Here is a 17,974-nt window from a genome sequence, read left to right on the forward strand (position 1 = left end):
CGCGGCGTGCCCGTGTCAGCGCGCGAGCAGCGCACCGGCCTGCCGGCCGAGCACCGCACGCAACGCGTCAAGTTCGGGCAGCGCGGGCGCTTCGTCGGGCGTGACGAGATAGGTCGTCACGCTGTCGAGATCGTCGAACGCATGCGCGCGCAGTTCCTTGCGCGCCACGTGCTCGGTCGTGATCCGCTTCGGCAGGATCGCGACACCCATCCCGGCCGCCACGCAGCCGAGGATCGCGCCGAACGTGCCGAACGACGACACCGATTCGATCGCGACGCCGCGCGCCTTCAGCCAGTGCTCCGCGACCGCGCGGTACGGGCAGCCGTCGTGAAACGCGAGCAGGCGCACCGCGTTGTCGGCCAGCAGTTGCCGGCGCGTGACGGTCGCGGCGCTCACCAGCACCATGTCCTCCGCGAACGCGGGCTCGTAACGCAGCCCGGGCCGCACGACCGCGCGTGCGGTGAGCGCCGCGTCGATCCGGCCGCGCAGCAGCGCATCCGCCAGATCGGGCTCGCTGCCGATCTGCACCGCGAGGCCGAGCGCCGAGTCGCGCTCCTTCAGCGCGGCGGCCAGCGCAGGCAGCCGCGTGGCGGCCGTGCTTTCCATCGAGCCCAGCCGGAAGCGACGGGCAACCGGCGTTTCGCGCACCACCTGCGTCGCTTCGTCGACGAGACGCAGGATGCGGTCGCAATACGGCATCAGCCGGCGCCCGGCATCGTTCAACACCAGCCGCTTGCCATGGCGGTCGAACAGCGGTGCGTCGAGCGATTCCTCGAGCTGACGCAGCCGCGCCGTGACGTTCGACTGCGTGCAGCCGAGCCGTTCGGCCGCGCGCAACGCGCTGCCTTCCTGCACGACGGCCCGGAAAGTTTCGAGCAATGGGATGTTCATATCAGTTTCTCTTGTTACCGATTCAGTTTATATCATTTTACTTCGCCCACCATCCGGATTAGCCTAGCGCGTATTCCGTGCCGGCCCCTTCCGAGGAATCCGCATGCCATTCGCTGCCTGCTTCGGCTTCACTCCCGTTCGCCGCCGGCCCGAGGTTCGTCCGTGCGCGCACTGATCGCCGCGCTGGTGCGGCGCGGCCCGACCGTGCTCGCGTGCGGCGTCGGCCTCGGGCTGCTGGTGCCGCCGCTCGCGGCGCTCGCGCGGCCGCTGATGCCCGTTACCGTGTTCCTGTTCGTGCTCGGCACGCTGCTGCGCGTCGAGCCGAGCGCCGTGCGCGCGGTCGCGCGGCGCCCCGCCGTGTCGCTGCTGCTGCCCGCGCTGACGATGATCGCGTGCCCGATCGCGCTCGGCGTCGCCGCGCGGCTCGCGGGTTTGCCGTACGACTGGGTCGTCGCGCTGGTGATCGCGTACTGCGCGCCGCCGTCGAGCGGCACGTCGACGATTGCGCGCATGCTGTCGCTCGACGCCAGTGTCGCGCTCGTCGCGACCCTCGCGTCGATGGTGTTCGTACCGCTGACCGCGCCGCTGCTGACGGCCTGGTTCAGCCACGACGCCGCGGTGTCGATCTCGCCGTCGAGCCTCGCGCTGCGGCTCGCGCTGCTGATCGGCAGCGCCGAGGGCGTCGCGCTGCTCGTGCGGCGCCTTGCCGGCGCGCGGCTCGCGCGCCATGCGACGCCGATCGACGCGACCGTCGTCGTCGCGCTGCTGATCTTCGCGCTCGGCACGATGGCCGGCATGCAGCAGTCGATCATCGACGCACCGCACCGCGCACTGGCCGCGATCGCGCTCGCATTCGCCGTCAACGCCGGTTTCCAGATCGTCGCGTACGGGCTCACGCCCGGCGATGTCCGCACGCGCCTGAACGTCGCACTGATCGTCGCCAATCGCAACGTCGGGCTGATGTGGGCCGCGCTCGGACTGGCCGCCACGCCGACCATGGCGCTCGTGTTCGCGTGCGCGCAGTTGCCGATCTATACGTTGCCGCGCGTCGTTCAGCATCTGCTGCCGCGCCTCGAAGCGCAGCGCCTGCGCCGGCGCGCACGCTAGCTCTCCCGTCCTCGATCAAGGATTCACCATGAAGCGACTCATCGTGATCGGCGCACGCGCCACCGGCAGCAGCGTCGCGCTGGTGCGCGCCGCCCTCGCGCGCCAGGTGGCCGTGACCGTCATCACCGCGCCCGGCCATCGTCTCGACGGCGTGTTTCCCGCGGGCGTCGAGACGGTCAACCTCGCGCCCGACGCCGACCAGCTCGCCGGTTGGCTGCGCGCGCGCTTTCCGGACGAACTCGACACGCTGCGCGTGACGACCGCGCACGACACCTATGCGCGCACCGCCGCGTGGGTCGCCGATGCGCTCGGGCTGCCCGGCCCCGATGCGCGGCACGTCGCGCACGCGGTGTCGAAGTCGAACCAGAAGGCGTTGCTCGCCGCGCACGGCATCCCGGCCGCGCAGTTCGTGTCGGGTACGCTGGCCGCGCCGGCGGCGCTCGCGGCGGCCGCCGCCCCATTGCGCTTTCCGGTCGTCGTCAAGCCGTCGGAAGGCTCCGCGAGCGACGGCGTGCGCCGCTGCGAGGACATCGCCGCCGTGCGCGCGCAGCTCGATGCGCTCGCCGCCGTGCAGGCCGATGCACGATCGCTTGCGACCGAGCGGATCGTCATCGAGGAATTCCTGGAGGGCAGCGAATACTGCGTCGAGTATTTCGACGGCCGCTACGTCGGCGCGCTGCGCAAGCTCAAGCGGCATGGCGCGGGTTTTCTCGAACGCGGGTATACGTCCGAACTCGATCTCGACGCCAACACGCTGCGCGCGCTGATCGACGTCGGCACGCGCGCGACCGCCGCCGCCGGGCTCACGTGGGGGCCCGTGCATCTCGACTGCATCGTGCACGACGGCGTGCCGCACGTGATCGAACTGAATCCACGCATCGCGGGCAGCTTCATCTGCGACATCGTGCGCGACGGCTACGGCTTCAACGTGGTCGAAGCATTGCTCGACAGGCTCGACGGAAAAACGTTGACGATTCCCGAGCTGTTCGAGCCGCACGCGTATGCGCGCGCCGAATTCCTGCTCGACAGCGATCCCCGTGCGTGGCGCTTCGCGCAGGCCGGCGAGATCGACGACGGGGCGGTAAGGATCAGCTACGGGCCGCAAGTGCTGCCCGATCGCGAACGGCGCGCGTTTCTTTATGTGCGGGTCAAGGTGCCGGCTGTGCACGGTTCGGCGCGCGACGCCGGTTGTACGGCCGGGCGTGGCGATGTCGCGCAGCCTGCGCGCATCCCCGACTCCTCTGCCTACCCGACGCTACCGGCCGGAGAAGTGCCTTGACATATGCGCGGGGTTATCGATCGGGCATAGCCGTATCGCACTTCGAGCGCGGTCGCGCGCCTCTGCTGAAAAGTCGCAACGAACGCATCCTTACGACCCGCTTTTCATCTCGCGAAGCACGGACGTAACGATAGCGAGCCAATCCGCTTGCTATTGCGATTCGAGATGAACTACCGGGTCAGCCGCACTTCGGGTGAGCGCGGTCTGCCTGCGCTGGCGGGAGGCATCCCGCGCCAGAAGAAAAACACGAGCGCGCCTGCGAGCGCCTGTGCACCGACGACGAATGCGACGCAGCCCACCCAGCCCCAGCGATTCCACGCGGGAACGGGCAGGACTGAGCCGAGACTCCCGCCGAAGTAATAGAAGGAAAGGTAAATGCCGATCGCCGTCGATCTTGCACCCCGCGCCACCCGCGAGATGAACGCGTTGGCCGACGCCTGCTCGACGAACACCGCGGTGGAACTGAGCGCGAGGCCGGCCAGGATCGCGATGACGCTGCTCGACAGTGTCAGCAATGCACCGACGATCGCGAGCCCGGTCGCCGCAAGGGCGAGATCGCGCGGGCCGCGTTGCGCCGCGACGCGGCCCGCGAGCGGCGTGACGATGACCGCGACGAGAAATACCGCATAGATCGCACCGATCTCGACCGTATCGAAGCCAAATGGCGCACGCGCCAGCCGCAGTCCGACGAAGGTGAACGTCGCGACCTGCGACGCGAGCACGCATGCGCCGACCAGGAACGACGCGAGCAGCGGGCCGCGCGTCAAGAGCGTCCAGCGAGATGCCGACGCACCTTCGTCGTCCGGACGCGCGGCGCCGGCGGCCGGCAGGCACGCATGGATCGCGAGGCCCGTTGCCAGACACAGGAACGCGATGACGTCGAGCGCGTGACGCCAGCCGAACGCGGACGTCAGGCTATTCGTGACGAAACGCCCGGCGAATCCGCCGAGTGTCGTGCCGGCGACGAAGAACGCACTGACCTCCGTCGCCGCGTCGTGGCTGAAGACCTCGCCGATGCACGCAATCGAGATCGCGAAGATGAACGGCATCAGCACGCCCGCGGCAAAGCGGGCGGCGAGGAACGATGAAAAGCTCGCCGCGTGCGCAGACCAGAGAACGGGAAGCGCACACGCGACGGCGGCGCACGAAATGACCGTTCGGCGATCGAAGCGGGCGGCCAGCGCGCCGACGAACGGAGCGATAATGGCGACCGCCAAGGTGGTGGCGCTGACGCCCTGGCCGGCTTGTTCCGGGCTCACGTCAAATGCCGCGGCAAGTTCGTGCAGGATGCCCTGAGTCGAATAAAGATTGAGAAAAGCCGCAAACCCGCACAGGAAAAATGCGGATCGAATGGTTCTGTTGCCCACTGGTGACGCCCTGTCTGGTTTGTGTGACAGTCTGACGAGTGGGCGACACGCGCGCCAATACTGTTTTCGTGGCCATTGATACCGAAACGACAAAAATGCTCGACCTACGCCGCCTCCGCTATTTCGTGACCGTCGCCGACGAATTGCACTTCGGACGCGCGGCGTTGCGTTTGCGTATTGCCCAGCCGCCTTTGACGCGCCATATCGCCGCGCTGGAAACCGACCTCGGTATCCGGCTGTTCGAACGATCGACGCGCGCGGTCCAGCTCACGCCGGCAGGCGCGCTGTTTCTCGAACACGCGAGGAGCGTCATTCATGCCGTCGACGAGGCGGAGGCAACGGCGCGCAAGATGGCGCAAGGCATGGTCGGTCGCGTCGTGATCGGCTATGCGAGCTCCATTCCGATGTCCGACGCGTTTTCGGACATCATCCGCAATGCAAGCCGCAGCATGCCGGAAGTGGAGTTGGCGTTTCGGGAAGTATCGACCGCGAGTCAACGCCAGCAGATCGCCGCCGGCACGATGGACGTCGGATTCGGTTGGGCCGCGGCAAAGACGTCGGAAGCGTGCATCGGGTCCCTCGTCGTGTCGCGCGAGCCGCTCGTCGCCGCGGTTCCCGCCCAGAGTCGATACGCGGGCAAGGCGACGATCGAGTTCCGTGAACTCGTCAACGAGAACTTCGTCACGTTCCCCGCGGGCTACGGTTCCGCGCTGAACGCGGCGCTCGACGATCTGTGCGCCCGCGAGGGCGTTGCGCCGCGGATCGGGCCTACCGCGTCGCAGATCACGACGCTGGTGTCGCTGGTGGCAGCGGAACGCGGCGTCGCCATCGTGCCCAGCTTCACGTCGACGTTGCAACGCTCGGGTGTCGCTTACGTGCCGCTGGCGACGCCGCATGTTCTCGAATTGGTCGTCACGTGGTCCGAACCGTTTTCGTCAACCTGCGTCGAGCAGTTCATCGAGTTCGCGAGGTCGGTCGCAGCCGGCTAGGACAGGCGCTATGCTTCCAGGCCCTTCTGCACGTACCACGACGGCGGCGTGAGCAACGCGGTCGGCACGCGCGATTCGCCCCGGGGCAATCCTGGCAGACGACAAGGTCCAGCGACGGGACGTCGCGTCCTTCCCCGGGGAACCGGCCGAGCCAGAGCCGGGCCATGGCAAGCAGATGATTTGCGTCGCCCACCGCGCCTTCAACGCAACGGCGACCACGCCTCCGGCAGGCCGATCGTCGACGTCGCCCTTTCGATCTGCTCCGGCCCCCCTGCCGGCGGCCACAGGCCCGCTGCATAGTGTTGCTTTCGCAACGCCATGCGTGCTTCCAGACTCGGGAATCCCCAGATGTGCGTGATGCGCGGCGGCCCATCGAGCGCATACATGTTGCAAACGAGATGCGATGTATAGGCTTTGGCCGGGCCCACCGCACGTTCCCACGCGGAAAGGGTCGGCGCAATTCCGCCGGCTTTCAGCCAGTAGCGGCGAATCTCGTAGAAGCCGCCCAATGCGCCCGGTTCGATGTCGGGTAGAAAAGGAAACAGCGCATAGCTTTCCATGTCCAATCGAACGGATGCGCTTTCAATCCCGAAAGGTCGCTCGGCATGCAATGCCCGATCGCGTTCATGCTGCAATTCATCCCTCGTCTCGAAGCCGCGCAGCACGACGATCCGCGATAGCTCGCCAATTTCCGTGCGCCATGCGCCAAGCAGCCTTCCTTGCGCGTCGGCATTCGATACCCACCGATGCGCACGGCGGGACACCGTATCCTGGTCCAGCAGCGGACACGACAACGTCGTGAGTTCGTACAGCATTTCTGCCCTCCTTTCGCTTGCATGTCGCAATGTATTTCCAAAGCGATGGCCGATAAACGCGCATCACCTTGAAACAGAATCCAGTACCATTGCGCAATGGATCTCCTCAAGGCGATGGCCGTATTCGTCCGCATCGTGGAAACGGGTAGCCTGACAGCGGCCGCGCAAGCGTCCGGTCTGTCGCCGACCATGGTCGGCAATTACCTTCAGGCCTTGGAAACCCGGCTCGGCGCGGTCCTCGTTCACCGCACGACCCGCAAGCAGAAAGTCAGCGCGTTCGGCCACGCTTACTACGAGCGCTGCGTCGAAATCCTCGGGCTGGTCGACGACACGGAACGGCTCGCGCTCGATCATCTCCAGCAGCCACGCGGGCGTTTGCGCGTGACCGCGCCCGTCGTGTTTACGAACGAGTGCCTGATTCCCGCGCTCGCGGACTATTACCAGCGCTACCCGGAGATCAAGCTCGATATCGTCGCCACCGACTCGCTTGCCGATCTGTTCGATGAAGGTTTCGAGGCAGCCATTCGCATCGGCGCGATCGCCAACCCCGATGTCGTGGCGCGTCCGCTGGCGTCCTATCGGCTGGTGCTGTGCGCGTCGCCCGCTTACGTTCACGCACATGGCGCGCCCACCACGCCGAACGCGCTTGGCGAACATCACTGCCTGACGTACGCGTATCCGCCTCGATCGGCGTGGCACGCGGCACAAACTCAATGGATGCTGGAAGGTCCGGATGGACCGATGAGCGTCGCCGTGGACGGCAGACTGAAAATCGACAATGCGGAAGCGTTGCGCCGGGCGGCATTGAGAGGGCTGGGTATCGCGATGCTTCCTTCCATGTTGATACGCGAGGACATTCGCGAGAAGCGCCTCATCGAGATCATGCCGGACTTCGCCGCCCCCGAAAGGTCGATGAATCTGCTGTATCTGCAAGAGAGGCAGAAATCACCGAAGCTTCGTAGCTTTACTGAATTCGTGGTGGACCGGTTCGGCGCCGAAACGGTCCACGGGATCTGATCCGGCTGCGGCCGATCGCGAAAGATGCCGTATTGCATCGGCACCTCGCGATTTCGATCCGATGTGCGTTTCCGTTCTCGCCCACCGCGAGCGTTGATCCACACCGGCCCGCGAGGCAATAGCGCCGAGGCGATGGTGTTCGAATCGGATCGCGCCGCCGCTCGCGTCTGCCGGGCGTTGCCCTTAGCCGCGCGTATCGACCCAGTGGCGTGCCCACCGTGCCGAATGCGCGAGCGCCTGTGCTTCGCTCGCGAAGTAATCGAGCGAATAGAACTGGTAGCGGCCTTCGTCGTGCATGCTGTCGACGCGTTCGAGCAGCAGGTTGGATGAAAAGCTCCCGTCGGGCAAGCGATGCGTCGAGGGTTGGACGGCATAGCCGTTGTATTGTTGAATTCGTTTGTCGTGCATTTTAATTTTAATGATGTTCGAGTGCGTGCGGGCCGTGCGAGCGGCACACGGGTACGCCGATTCAAAAGCCATTGCGGACCGAATCTGACGCAGTCGGAAAGCGGAAATAAGGCGTTGCGGCCGGAGGGGAATGAAGTGCAACGAGACGTGTGGCGCTTGGCAAGCTGCTAACCCAATCGATGCAGCTGCAGGCAATCGCGCCAACTTGAGGAGACGAAGCTCCGTGGGGATGTCGCTGCGGCCCGGCGTCCGTCGCGGGAGGCCGGGCCCTTCAAACTTTACAGCGGCTTGATGTTGGCCGCTTGCAGACCCTTCGGGCCTTGCTTCGTTTCGAAGCTCACTTTTTGGTTTTCAGCCAGCGTCTTGAAGCCGTCGGCGCGGATTTCGGAGAAGTGAGCGAACAGGTCGTCACCGCCGTTGTCCGGAGTAATGAAGCCAAAGCCTTTGCTGTCGTTGAACCACTTGACGATACCGGTATCCATGAAGATTCCTTGAGAAAAAAATACGAAAATTTGCTCTGTTGAAGAGCGCTTGAAGCGTCAAGGAGGGAGAGGACAACGAATACCGCCGGGGAGGAGCGAGCAATTGATGAACAGCAATCGGACTTCTTGGACTTCGGTGCATACACTAACGGCCAGCAACCGCCACGTCAATCGTTATCTTGTAACTGTGTACCGGATAGCCGCTTGGAGGACGAGACCGGGAGATGCGCTACGTCGCCTCGCGCATGGGCCAGCGTCGAAAGAGAAGCGCTCCGACCCCGAGTCGTCACGACGAGATCCAAAGCAGTCCACAAGATTGGACGAGGAACGTTCTCGGTCCAGAGCGTGTTTCGATCGTCGCGCGCATACGGCTCGACTCATCGGAGCGCGACGCCCCAATCGAAGGCAGCCGGAAGCTGTCGTCAACCCTGAACCGCACCGCCCGCCTGCTTCACTCCTTCGCGAACGCGAGCAGGCGTTCGCCGAGTTTCTCCGGTTGCTCCTGCTGGATCCAGTGACCTGCGCCGTCGATCAGTTCGATGCCGCGCATGCTCGTCGCCGCCTTCGTTCGCATCAGATCGAGCGCGCCCGGCGCCGAATAGGTGCCCCAATCGCGCTTGCCGCCAATGAAGAGCGACGGAACGTCGATCGTTCTGCCCGAAAACAGGCGCAACTCCGCGTTCAGGTCGGGATCGGACAGCACACGATAAGCCTGAAGCGCACCCTGAAACCCGGTGCGGCCGTACTCCGCCGTGTACACGCCCAGTTCCGCGTCGGTCAGCCATTTGCAGGCAAGGGCTTCCGCGGCGGACGGCTGGAATGGCGCGACGGTTTCGGGCATCGTCTTGCCGAGATCCATCACGTAATACGTGGGCATTTGCGCAAGCTCCGCGGCGGTGAGCGCCTTGAGCGGATGCGGCTTGTTCCCCGGCCAATCGGCGCTCTTCACATGGAAAAATGCACGAAGAAACGCGGACAAACCTTGGGGTGGATGCCACATGTCCCGGTTGGCGTTCCGTGTGCTCAGGTATTGCTGGTAATACGCTCTCGGCGGATCGAGCGCGGCAAGCGCCGCCGCCAGCTTCCCGCTTTCACTGTTCGGGCGAGCCGACGATGTCTCGTTTCGCGCCGTGTCGAACGGAAGCGCGGGCGGGCCGGGGAACGGTGCGCTCATCAGCACCACCGACGGAAAGACGTCAGGCCGCGCCAGCGCACAATACGCGGCCACGGGCGAGCCGAGGTCGTGTCCTGCCAGCATCGACGTATGCCGATACCCCAACGCCGAAACTAGTCCGAGGGCGTCGCGCGCCATGTTCAGGAAGCCGAAGGACCCGAGCGGGGCGTCATAGTCGTTCGCCCAGCCGGTGGTGCGTCCATACCCCCGCTGGTCGGGTGCGACGACGTGGTATCCCGCGTCGGCCAGGATGGGCATCAGATGCCGCCAGCCGTAGGCCAGATCCGGAAAACCGTGCAGAAGCAACGCGAGCGGCCGGCCGGCGCTTTCATGACCGGCTTCGAGAATATGGACATCGAGGCCGTTCACCCCGTGAATCATGCGCGAGCGCACCCCTTTGGGAAGCGTTCCTGCGGCGTAGGTCGGCATGGCCAAATCGCCTTCTCCTGTCGGGTTTGCGCGGGCAGGACGAAGCCACGCGGCAACCAGGCCGGCCGCGCCCATCGCGAGGACGGCTCGTCGCGGCGCCGATGGCTTGCTGTTGTCGACGGGCATCGTGGCGCTCCGTAATATGGTGATCACCATAGTATGGCGATCGCCATAGCCCGGTCAAGCGAAACGTGGTACGTTTGCCGCATGACACGCAAGACTGACGCTCGCGCTCGCGCGATTGCCACGGCGGAACGGCTGTTTCGCATCCAGGGCTACACCGCGACCGGACTGACCCAGATCCTCGAAGAAAGCGGCGCCCCCAAAGGATCGTTCTACTTCCACTTCCCACGCGGCAAGGCGCAGCTCGCGGAGGAAGCCATCGATCATTACGTCACGAATCGAATTGCCGTCTTGCGGAACATCTCGGCTGAGACGACCGGTCATGCGCTGAATTTTGTTCGCCGGATCCTCAGCACATTTGCCGCCGAAATGGTCGCCACCGATTTCCAGTACGGGTGCCTGATGCAAAACCTGGCGAACGAACTGCCCGCGCTCGACGCCGAACTCACCCAGCGGGTCGCGCGCGGGTTTGCCGATTCGACCGAGGTCATTGCGGCGCATTTCCGGGGGTGCGGTTTCGCTTCCGCACGCGCATCGTCAGCCGCGGCCGCGCTGGTCGCCGCGCTCGAAGGCGCCCGCACGATTGCGCGTCTGGAACGCTCGCCGGCCGTGTTCGACGCGCTGGCGGAGGTCAGCGGCCAAAGGTGGGCGGCTTCAGAAGGGTGATTCGGCCCGATGTTCCCGTGACGAGTCGTCCGTGACTTCTGCCGATCACGGGGCATCGCCCGTTGCCGAGATGCCGCGAATGCTGTCGACTGCGTTCGCTCGAATGGCGCAGCGGTAACCGGGCAACATGAACGGTGGGGAAACTGGCATGCAGACGCATTCAAAGAAAACCGAACAGGTCGGCCTCCCCGCGCACTCGAGGCTGAGCCGCTCATACGGCACGGCGGATTTCGCCGACGCATTTTCGGTGGCCTTGCCGGCCACCGCCTGTAACGACGCGGCGTCTCTCGCCCGACACATCTTTACCGGGCAACCCAAGTGGATCGCGCTGCTGCTACGCATCCGGGACCTGGTCGTGTGGCCGTTCGGCCTGAAAGGAACGGCTGATTTGAAAGCCGCGAACGGCGACCGAATCAGCATTTTTCGCGTGTTCGAACGACACGACGACGAGATCATTCTGGGCGAGGACGACACGCATCTCGATTTCCGTGTGTCGGTGCTCGTGCAGCCCGCATCCGATGGCCTGCCCCGGCGACTGACGCTCACCACCCTCGTTTTCTACAATCGTCCGTTGGGCCGGGTTTATCTCGGCGTCATCGCGCCTTTCCATCGCCTCGTCGTGCGATCCTCGCTCGACCAGGCACAGGCGCTCGGATGGCCGGGCCGATAGCCGCCGGAAAGCCCGGCGCCGCCGCAGGCGCCGTCACGGCGACATCGACGGTCGCGACGGCGTTTTCATTTGCCGGTGGTCTGAACGACCGGCCTTCCTCGCGACGCCGAGGCCGCGGATCAATGCGAAGCACCGAACAGTCGAATCACGACGCCGCGCAGCCACCGGTTGCCGGCCTCGTGGTGATAGCGCGCGTGCCAATGCTGCCGTACCGCGAAGCCTTCGACGGGAATCGGGCACGCATGAACCGCCAGATCGTTGGCCTGCGCCAGCGTCTCGCCGATATGACGCGGTAGCGTCGTGATCAGGTCGGTCGTCTGCACGATCGCCCCCAACCCCAGAAAGCCCGGCAATTCCAGCACCACGTCCCGCTCGATACGCGCCTGCCGCAGCGCCTGTTCGAGGAGTTGTGCCCCCGTTCCCGCCGTAATGGCGACATGCCCCTCCGAACGATATTGCTTTACCCCAAGCCGGCCGCGAATCCGCGGGTGATGCCGGTTCACCAGACAAATCCAGTCCTGGTCATACAGCTTCTGCTGGTAAATACCGCCGCCAAGCCACGGCACGTAGCCGATCGCGAGATCGGCTTCGCCGGATTCGAGCGCCCGCTCCGTATTGCCGTCGATCCGTGCGGCTTCCAGCCGGACGCCCGGCGCCTGCGCGCGGACATGGGCCAGCAGCCGCGGCAGCAGCGTCACGTGGCTCGCGTCGGTCATGCAGATGCGAAAGCGCCGCTGCGCGGTCGCCGGATCGAACGCGATCTCCCACGCCGTGAAGCGCCGCAGCGATTCGAGGATTTCCCGGCATGGCCCGATCAGTGCGTCGGCTTGCGGTGTCGGCGCCATGCCGCCGGGCGTGCGAATGAAGAGCGGATCGTGCAGATGTTCCCGCAGGTGCCCGAGCCAGATGCTGACGGTCGGCTGGCTCTGGCCGAGCTGCTCGGCGACGCGCGTGACGCTGCGCACGTCGTACAGGAGATCGAATAGCTGAAGCAGCTTCAGGTCCGGCAGATCGGCGGGCATCGTCGCATTATTGTCCGTGGCAATGACGCCATTGTATCCATTGCATTGTCGACATGAGCGGCGGCTCCTATCGTGAGGCCATACGTCAAGGAGACACCATTGAAAATTGCAATTCTGGGTGCTGGCGCGCTGGGCTGTGCGATCGGCGCCACCCTCACTGAAGGCGGTCACGAGACCTGGTTGATCGACCGCTCGCCCGCGCACGTCGACGCGATGTGTCGCGACGGCCTGCGGGTCGACGACGCCCGCGGCACGCGCCAGGTACGCGTCCATGCGACGACGCAGGCCGCCGAAGTCGGCGTGGCCGACTTGGTGGTGGTCCTGGTCAAGTCGTTTCACACCGATGCGGCCATCCGCGGCGCGCAGTCGCTGGTGGGGCCCGATACCGTCGTGCTGTCGCTGCAGAACGGCCTCGGGCACGAGGACATCCTGAGCGACGCCGTCGGCCGCGAACGCGTCCTCGCGGGCAAGACCTACGTCGGCGGCGTGCTGCGCGGGCCGGGCCATATCGAATCCGGCGTGATCGGCAAGCACACCTACATCGGTGAACTCGACGGACGCATCACGCCGCGCGTGCAGGCGATCGCCGCCGCGTTCGATACCGCCGGCCTCGCGACGACGATCAGCGACAACATCGTCGGCACGATGTGGGACAAGCTGCTGGTGAATGTCGCGACCGGCGCGCTGACCGGCCTCACCGGCCTCACCTACGGGCAGCTTTACGACGAGCCGCTGCTCAAGGCGACGTCGCTCGCGGCCGTGGCCGAGGCGATCGCGGCGGCGCAGGCAGCCGGCGTCAGGCTATCGATGACCGATCCCGAACAAGCGTGGACGCTCGCCGCCGAGGGGCTGCCGGCAGCCTTCAAGACCTCGATGCTGCAGAGCCTGGAGAAAGGCTCGATCACCGAGATCGACTTCATCAACGGTTCGGTCGTGCGCGCCGGGCAGCGCCACGGCGTGCCGACGCCGGTCAATGCCACGCTCGTCGCCTGCATCAAGGGGCTGGAGCGCGCGATGGCCGATCGCCAACGCGAGGAGGCAGCCGCATGAGCGCCACGAAAGCCTATCTCGAACACGTTGCGATCTGGGTGAAGGACATCCGCTGGCACATCCGTTTCTTCGAGGAAGTCCTCGGCATGACGCTGCGCGAAGTGGACGGCACGCTCGACGCACCGCGGCAGTACTGGACGCTCGGCGGCCTGCAGTTCATCCACGCGCCGGAACATGACGGCCCGGAAGGCCGGCTCGCCCATCTCGGCGTGATGTGCGAGGACCTGGAGGCCGCGCTGGCCGCCGCGCGGCGGTTCGACGTGACCGAGATGCCGCAGGGGCGCAACTGGATTCGCCTGCCCGACGGGCTCGCCGTCGAGCTGATTCAGGCCCGGCCGGCTTGCTGCGTCGCGCAGGCGCTGGCGATCAACCCGCGCGCGGAGGCATGACCATGACGATCGTCGAGAAATACTGGGACGACGCGCGCGAGGGCGACACGTGCACGAGCCCGACCTACCGGGTAACCAAGGAGCGCATTCTCGCGTATGCCGACCTCACCGGCGACCATACGCCCGTTCACGTGGACGAGGCATACGCGAACGCCAGCCATTTCGGCTGCCTCGTCGCGCACGGGCTGTTCGGGCTATCCATCGCCGACGGTCTGAAAACGCAGAGCGACTATCGCTTCCTGCCGGGCATGTCGCTCGGCTGGACCTGGGATTTCCTGCTGCCGATCAAGGTCGGCGACGTGCTGCACGTGACGTTCCGCGTCGGCTCGATGCGGGCCAGCAAGAGCCGCCCGGACTGGGGCATCGTCGTGCTGCCGTCGGAGCTGATCAATCAGGACGGGCAGGTCGTTCAACGCGGCGAACATCGTCTGATGGTGCCGCGCCGTCCGGAGGCACTGTGATGCAGGCCCGTCCCCTCGAAGGCATTCGCGTCGTCGACTACAGCCATTTCCTCGCCGGCCCGTATGTCGGGCGCTGTCTCGCGGCGCTCGGCGCCGAAGTCATCAAGGTCGAGCGTCCCGGCACCGGCGACGCCGGGCGACAGCACGCAACCGTGCTCGACGACCAGCAAAGCGGCTACTTCCTGCAGCTCAACATGGGCAAGCGCGGCGTGAGCGTGAACATGAAGGACGCGCGCGGCAAGGCGTTCATGCAGCGGCTGTGCGACTCCGCCGACGTCTTCATCGAAAACTATCGTCCGGGTGCGCTGGACAAGCTCGGGCTCGGCTATGCCGAACTGTCGGCGCGCAATCCGGGCCTCGTCTACTGCTCGATTTCGGCGTACGGTCACACCGGCCCCGATGCGCATCGCGCGGGCTTCGGGCTGATCGCCGAAGCGAAGAGCGGGATCATGCAGATGGTCGGCACGCCGGGCGAGCGCCCGCCGCTGCTGCGCATTTCGCTCGGCGACATGTACACCGGCATTCATGCGGTCGCGGCGATCAACGCCGCGCTGCTGGGGCGCGTGAAGAGCGGCCGCGGTCAACACGTCGACATGGCGCTGTACGACACGCTGGTGTCGATGCACGAATACGCGGTGCAGTGCTACACGCTCAAGGGCGTGCTGCCCGAGCAGACCGGACACGACATGCCCACCTCGACGCTCTATGGCGTATTCCGCGCCGCGGATGGCGATCTCGTGATCGCCGCGCAGGTTGACGACGCATGGAAGCGCTTCGCCGAACTGATCGCGACGCACGGCGGCCCGGCGGGCTTCGGCGCCGACACGCGGTTTCACGACAGCACCGGACGCAACGCGCACCGCGCGGAAATCCTGTCGGTGGTCGAGCCGTGGGTGGCCGTGCGTTCCGTCGCGTCGGTACTGGATCTGCTGGACGGCATCGACGTGCCCTGCGCGAAGGTGCAGCGCATCGACGAGGTGTTGAACGATCCGCAGATCCAGGCCCGAGGCATGGTCGTCGAGCAACAGCATCCGCGCTACGGGACGCTGCGCCTGCCCAACTTGCCGTTCCGGTTCTCCGATTGCGATACGACGATTCGCGACGTCGCGCCCGATCTCGGGGAGCACAACGCGGTAGTCGCGCGTTCCCTCGGGTTCGATGCGGCCGAAATCGACGCGATGCAGGCCGACGGCGTCCTCTATTCGAAAGCGAGCCAATCATGACCGACCAATACGCGGTGATCGGCAATCCGATCGGACACACGAAATCTCCGCTGATTCACGGCCTCTTCGCGCAAGCGACGCGGCAGGACCTCCGCTATACGGCGATCGAGGGTCCGCTCGAGCCGGCAGGCGCCTTTGCTGCCGCGGTGCGTGCGTTTTTCGACGGCGGCGGCAAAGGTATCAACGTCACCGCGCCGTTCAAGCTCGACGCGTTCGCGATGTCGGACGAACGCAGCGAGCGTGCGCGGCTCGCGGGCGCGGCCAATGCGCTGAAGTTCGACGGCGGCCGCATCCTGGCGGACAACTTCGACGGCATCGGGCTGGTTCGCGATATCGAAGCGAACCTCAATCTGCCGATGGCCGGCAAGCGTGTGCTGGTGCTCGGTGCGGGCGGCGCGGCGCGCGGCGCGCTGTTGCCGTTCCTCGAAGCCGGCCCGGCGGAACTCGTGATCGCGAATCGCGACGTCGACAAGGCGCGCGCACTGGCCGCGCAAGTCGCCGGGCGAGGCCCGCTGGTTGCCGGCAGCTACGCGGACCTCGCGCGGATGGGACGTTTCGACCTGGTCGTCAATGCGACGTCGGCCAGTCTGACGGGCGACCTGCCGCCCGTCCCGCCGAGCGTGTTCAGTCCGAAGGGAACCGCCTACGAACTCGCTTATGGCAAGCGTCTCACGCCGTTTCTCCGCCTCGCGAAAAACGCCGGCGTGCACGGGATCGCGGACGGCGTCGGCATGCTGGTCGAGCAGGCGGCCGAAGCGTTCGCATGGTGGCGCGGCGTGCGCCCCGAGACCAGCGCGGTGATCGATCGGCTGGCCGTGCCGTTTGATTGAACAGGCGACGGGACCGGCATGCGGGCGATCCCGATGCGCGACGGCATCGATTGCGACATGCTCGGCAGGCGCGAGACGGCAGGCCCGGCGCCTCCCCGGTGAACGACCTGCGGCGAGCGAACGCGCAACCGGTCGACAATGCCGAATACGATCGGTTGCGCGTCGCACGCAAGCCCATGCCAGCATCATTGCGCGGCCAGCCGGCGATCGATGCGCCGGCGTGTTCGGCACCGCTTCCACCCCGCATTTTTTCAGCTTGCCGCCGCAGTGCTCGCACGCTGGGCGCCCTTGCCTTGCCGCTGCCTTCACCGCACGCCCGATACCCTGCCGAACACCGTCATGCCGGACACCACGCGCCCCGCTCGCCTGAACTTCGCGCTCATGTTGCCGCTGCTGCTCGCGGCCCAGCCGGTGGCGACCGACAGTTACCTGCCGGCGCTACCGGAAATCGCTGCAACGCTGGGATCGGCCAGCGTCAGCCTCACGGTTTTCGCGTTGATATTCGGTATCGGACAATTGCCGATGGGCAGTCTTTCCGACCGGTTCGGCCGCCGTCCCGTCTTGCTGACCGGCCTTGCGCTCTATGCGCTGACCGCATTGGCGGCGGCGCTCGCGTCAACCGCCGTGATGCTGGTGGCCGCGCGTGCGATGCAGGGCTTCGCGATGGCCGCGATACTGGTATGCGCCCGTGCGGCGGTGCGCGACCGGTATTCGGCCGGCGACGGCCCATACGTGATGGCGCGCGGTTTCATGGGAATGGGGATGATGGCGTTCCTTGCCCCGATTCTCGGTGCGTACGTCACGCAGCACGCCGGTTGGCGATGGGTACTCGCGGGGATGAGCCTGTATGCGTTCGGCTTGCTCGTCATGTGCTGGTACGGCTTCGAGGAAAGCGCCGCCAGTATCGCGCCGCGCCGGAACTCGACCGGGGACGTGCGCGAGATATTCGGCAATGCCCCATTCAGGGTATGGACGCTGCTGGCCGCGTCGACGTACACCGGCATGTTCTGCTTTCTGCTGCTTTCTCCGACGATCTATATCCGGAACCTCGGCATCTCGCCCCAGCGATACGGCTGGATACCGGCGAGCGGGACGCTCGTCTATGTCCTGAGCACCTACGGCTGCCGCCGGTTGCTCCGACGTCAAAGCATGCTGCGAACGGTGCGCCAGGGCGCGACGTTGAGCCTTTCCGGCGCGGTGATCCAGGCATTGGGGTGTGCGCTGCTTCCCGGCAGCATCTGGCCGCTGCTCGTCGGGCATGGCGTGTATTGCCTCGGCCACGGGATCCATCAGCCATGCGGGCAGGCAGGGGCGGTCAGCGGCCTGCCTCACCTCGCCGGCCGCGCGGTATCGTGGTCCGGCTTCATCATGATGTTCTTCGCCTTCAGCGTGGGACAGACGGCGGCGGTTTTCACCGATCCGCGCTATCAATCGGGGGCGTGGCCGATGGTGGTGCCGATGCTCGTCGTCGGCGTCACGCTGGTCACGATCGCGTTTGCGTGGTTGCCGAAAATCGGTGGCACGACGTTGGTCGCGGCAACGGTTCCGGCGCGGGCGGTGGATGGTCGATGAGGTGCTTCGG

General features: G+C 66.0%; 19 protein-coding genes. 12 read left to right on the forward strand and 7 right to left on the reverse strand.

Annotated features, from left to right (window positions below; translation table 11 throughout):
* Nucleotides 1-15: 15 nt before the first annotated feature.
* The gene (locus tag WS64_RS17490) at nucleotides 16-891 is read right to left on the reverse strand and encodes a LysR family transcriptional regulator (RefSeq protein ID WP_060967125.1); all 876 of its coding nucleotides are present in this window, start codon (nucleotides 889-891) and stop codon (nucleotides 16-18) included.
* A 162-nt stretch (nucleotides 892-1,053) separates the two neighbouring features.
* Between WS64_RS17490 and WS64_RS17495 the strand changes: the two genes are divergently transcribed.
* Complete coding sequence (locus WS64_RS17495; protein WP_059637741.1) at nucleotides 1,054-1,998, forward strand: hypothetical protein; 945 nt, start codon at nucleotides 1,054-1,056, stop codon at nucleotides 1,996-1,998.
* Nucleotides 1,999-2,026: 28 nt separating this feature from the next.
* A complete protein-coding gene (locus WS64_RS17500) occupies nucleotides 2,027-3,277 on the forward strand; it encodes an ATP-grasp domain-containing protein (RefSeq protein WP_060967126.1) in 1,251 nt (416 codons plus the stop codon).
* A 170-nt stretch (nucleotides 3,278-3,447) separates the two neighbouring features.
* Here WS64_RS17500 and WS64_RS17505 read toward each other — a convergent pair whose 3' ends face one another.
* Nucleotides 3,448-4,644 carry an MFS transporter gene (locus WS64_RS17505; RefSeq protein WP_060967127.1) on the reverse strand — a complete coding sequence of 399 codons (1,197 nt, stop codon included), beginning with the start codon at nucleotides 4,642-4,644 and terminating at the stop codon, nucleotides 3,448-3,450.
* A 95-nt stretch (nucleotides 4,645-4,739) separates the two neighbouring features.
* On the opposite strand from WS64_RS17505, the gene WS64_RS17510 reads away from it, so the two are divergent.
* Complete coding sequence (locus WS64_RS17510; RefSeq protein WP_060967128.1) at nucleotides 4,740-5,633, forward strand: LysR substrate-binding domain-containing protein; 894 nt, start codon at nucleotides 4,740-4,742, stop codon at nucleotides 5,631-5,633.
* A 200-nt stretch (nucleotides 5,634-5,833) separates the two neighbouring features.
* On the opposite strand, the gene WS64_RS17515 is transcribed toward WS64_RS17510, so the two are convergent.
* Nucleotides 5,834-6,448, reverse strand: coding sequence for an NIPSNAP family protein (locus WS64_RS17515; RefSeq protein ID WP_059637747.1), 615 nt, complete (start codon nucleotides 6,446-6,448; stop codon nucleotides 5,834-5,836).
* Between the two features lie 96 nt (nucleotides 6,449-6,544).
* Here WS64_RS17515 and WS64_RS17520 point away from each other — a divergent pair, with 96 nt between their 5' ends.
* Nucleotides 6,545-7,465: a LysR family transcriptional regulator gene (locus WS64_RS17520; protein WP_059637749.1), complete on the forward strand. Its 921-nt coding sequence runs from the start codon at nucleotides 6,545-6,547 to the stop codon at nucleotides 7,463-7,465.
* A gap of 183 nt (nucleotides 7,466-7,648) precedes the next feature.
* Here WS64_RS17520 and WS64_RS17525 read toward each other — a convergent pair whose 3' ends face one another.
* The 3 genes from WS64_RS17525 to WS64_RS17535 all read right to left on the reverse strand — a co-directional run bounded on the left by WS64_RS17525 (nucleotide 7,649) and on the right by WS64_RS17535 (nucleotide 9,910).
* Nucleotides 7,649-7,873 (reverse strand): hypothetical protein, encoded by a 225-nt coding sequence (locus WS64_RS17525; RefSeq protein ID WP_059577552.1) that lies wholly within the window; start codon nucleotides 7,871-7,873, stop codon nucleotides 7,649-7,651.
* 278 nt (nucleotides 7,874-8,151) lie between these two features.
* Nucleotides 8,152-8,355 carry a cold-shock protein gene (locus WS64_RS17530; protein ID WP_006485974.1) on the reverse strand — a complete coding sequence of 68 codons (204 nt, stop codon included), beginning with the start codon at nucleotides 8,353-8,355 and terminating at the stop codon, nucleotides 8,152-8,154.
* Nucleotides 8,356-8,806: 451 nt separating this feature from the next.
* Nucleotides 8,807-9,910 (reverse strand): alpha/beta fold hydrolase, encoded by a 1,104-nt coding sequence (locus WS64_RS17535; RefSeq protein ID WP_060967129.1) that lies wholly within the window; start codon nucleotides 9,908-9,910, stop codon nucleotides 8,807-8,809.
* 207 nt (nucleotides 9,911-10,117) lie between these two features.
* Here WS64_RS17535 and WS64_RS17540 point away from each other — a divergent pair, with 207 nt between their 5' ends.
* Nucleotides 10,118-10,747 (forward strand): TetR/AcrR family transcriptional regulator, encoded by a 630-nt coding sequence (locus WS64_RS17540; protein ID WP_060010593.1) that lies wholly within the window; start codon nucleotides 10,118-10,120, stop codon nucleotides 10,745-10,747.
* A 148-nt stretch (nucleotides 10,748-10,895) separates the two neighbouring features.
* The gene (locus WS64_RS17545) at nucleotides 10,896-11,417 is read left to right on the forward strand and encodes a DUF2867 domain-containing protein (protein ID WP_060967479.1); all 522 of its coding nucleotides are present in this window, start codon (nucleotides 10,896-10,898) and stop codon (nucleotides 11,415-11,417) included.
* Nucleotides 11,418-11,536: 119 nt separating this feature from the next.
* Here the strand turns inward: WS64_RS17545 and WS64_RS17550 are convergent, their stop codons facing one another.
* Entirely contained in the window at nucleotides 11,537-12,439 is a 903-nt protein-coding gene (locus WS64_RS17550; RefSeq protein WP_059637757.1) for a LysR family transcriptional regulator, read from the reverse strand.
* Nucleotides 12,440-12,538: 99 nt separating this feature from the next.
* Here WS64_RS17550 and WS64_RS17555 point away from each other — a divergent pair, with 99 nt between their 5' ends.
* From WS64_RS17555 to WS64_RS17580, 6 genes are all read left to right on the forward strand, one after another.
* Nucleotides 12,539-13,489, forward strand: a complete 951-nt coding sequence (locus tag WS64_RS17555) for a ketopantoate reductase family protein (RefSeq protein WP_060967130.1) — start codon at nucleotides 12,539-12,541, stop codon at nucleotides 13,487-13,489.
* A complete protein-coding gene (locus WS64_RS17560; protein ID WP_059577543.1) occupies nucleotides 13,486-13,878 on the forward strand; it encodes a VOC family protein in 393 nt (130 codons plus the stop codon). The genes WS64_RS17555 and WS64_RS17560 overlap by 4 nt, the downstream gene beginning before the upstream one ends.
* 2 nt (nucleotides 13,879-13,880) lie before the next feature.
* Nucleotides 13,881-14,339, forward strand: coding sequence for a MaoC family dehydratase (locus tag WS64_RS17565; protein WP_060967131.1), 459 nt, complete (start codon nucleotides 13,881-13,883; stop codon nucleotides 14,337-14,339).
* Nucleotides 14,339-15,562: a CaiB/BaiF CoA transferase family protein gene (locus WS64_RS17570; protein WP_060967132.1), complete on the forward strand. Its 1,224-nt coding sequence runs from the start codon at nucleotides 14,339-14,341 to the stop codon at nucleotides 15,560-15,562. The genes WS64_RS17565 and WS64_RS17570 overlap by 1 nt, the downstream gene beginning before the upstream one ends.
* Entirely contained in the window at nucleotides 15,559-16,392 is an 834-nt protein-coding gene (gene aroE, locus WS64_RS17575; protein WP_060967133.1) for a shikimate dehydrogenase, read from the forward strand. The genes WS64_RS17570 and aroE overlap by 4 nt, the downstream gene beginning before the upstream one ends.
* 339 nt (nucleotides 16,393-16,731) lie before the next feature.
* Nucleotides 16,732-17,964 (forward strand): MFS transporter, encoded by a 1,233-nt coding sequence (locus tag WS64_RS17580; protein WP_060967134.1) that lies wholly within the window; start codon nucleotides 16,732-16,734, stop codon nucleotides 17,962-17,964.
* The last annotated feature ends 10 nt before the right edge of the window (nucleotides 17,965-17,974 follow it).

Origin of the sequence: Burkholderia anthina, assembly GCF_001547525.1 — a bacterium.
In the GTDB taxonomy this organism is placed as follows: Bacteria; Pseudomonadota; Gammaproteobacteria; order Burkholderiales; family Burkholderiaceae; genus Burkholderia; species Burkholderia semiarida.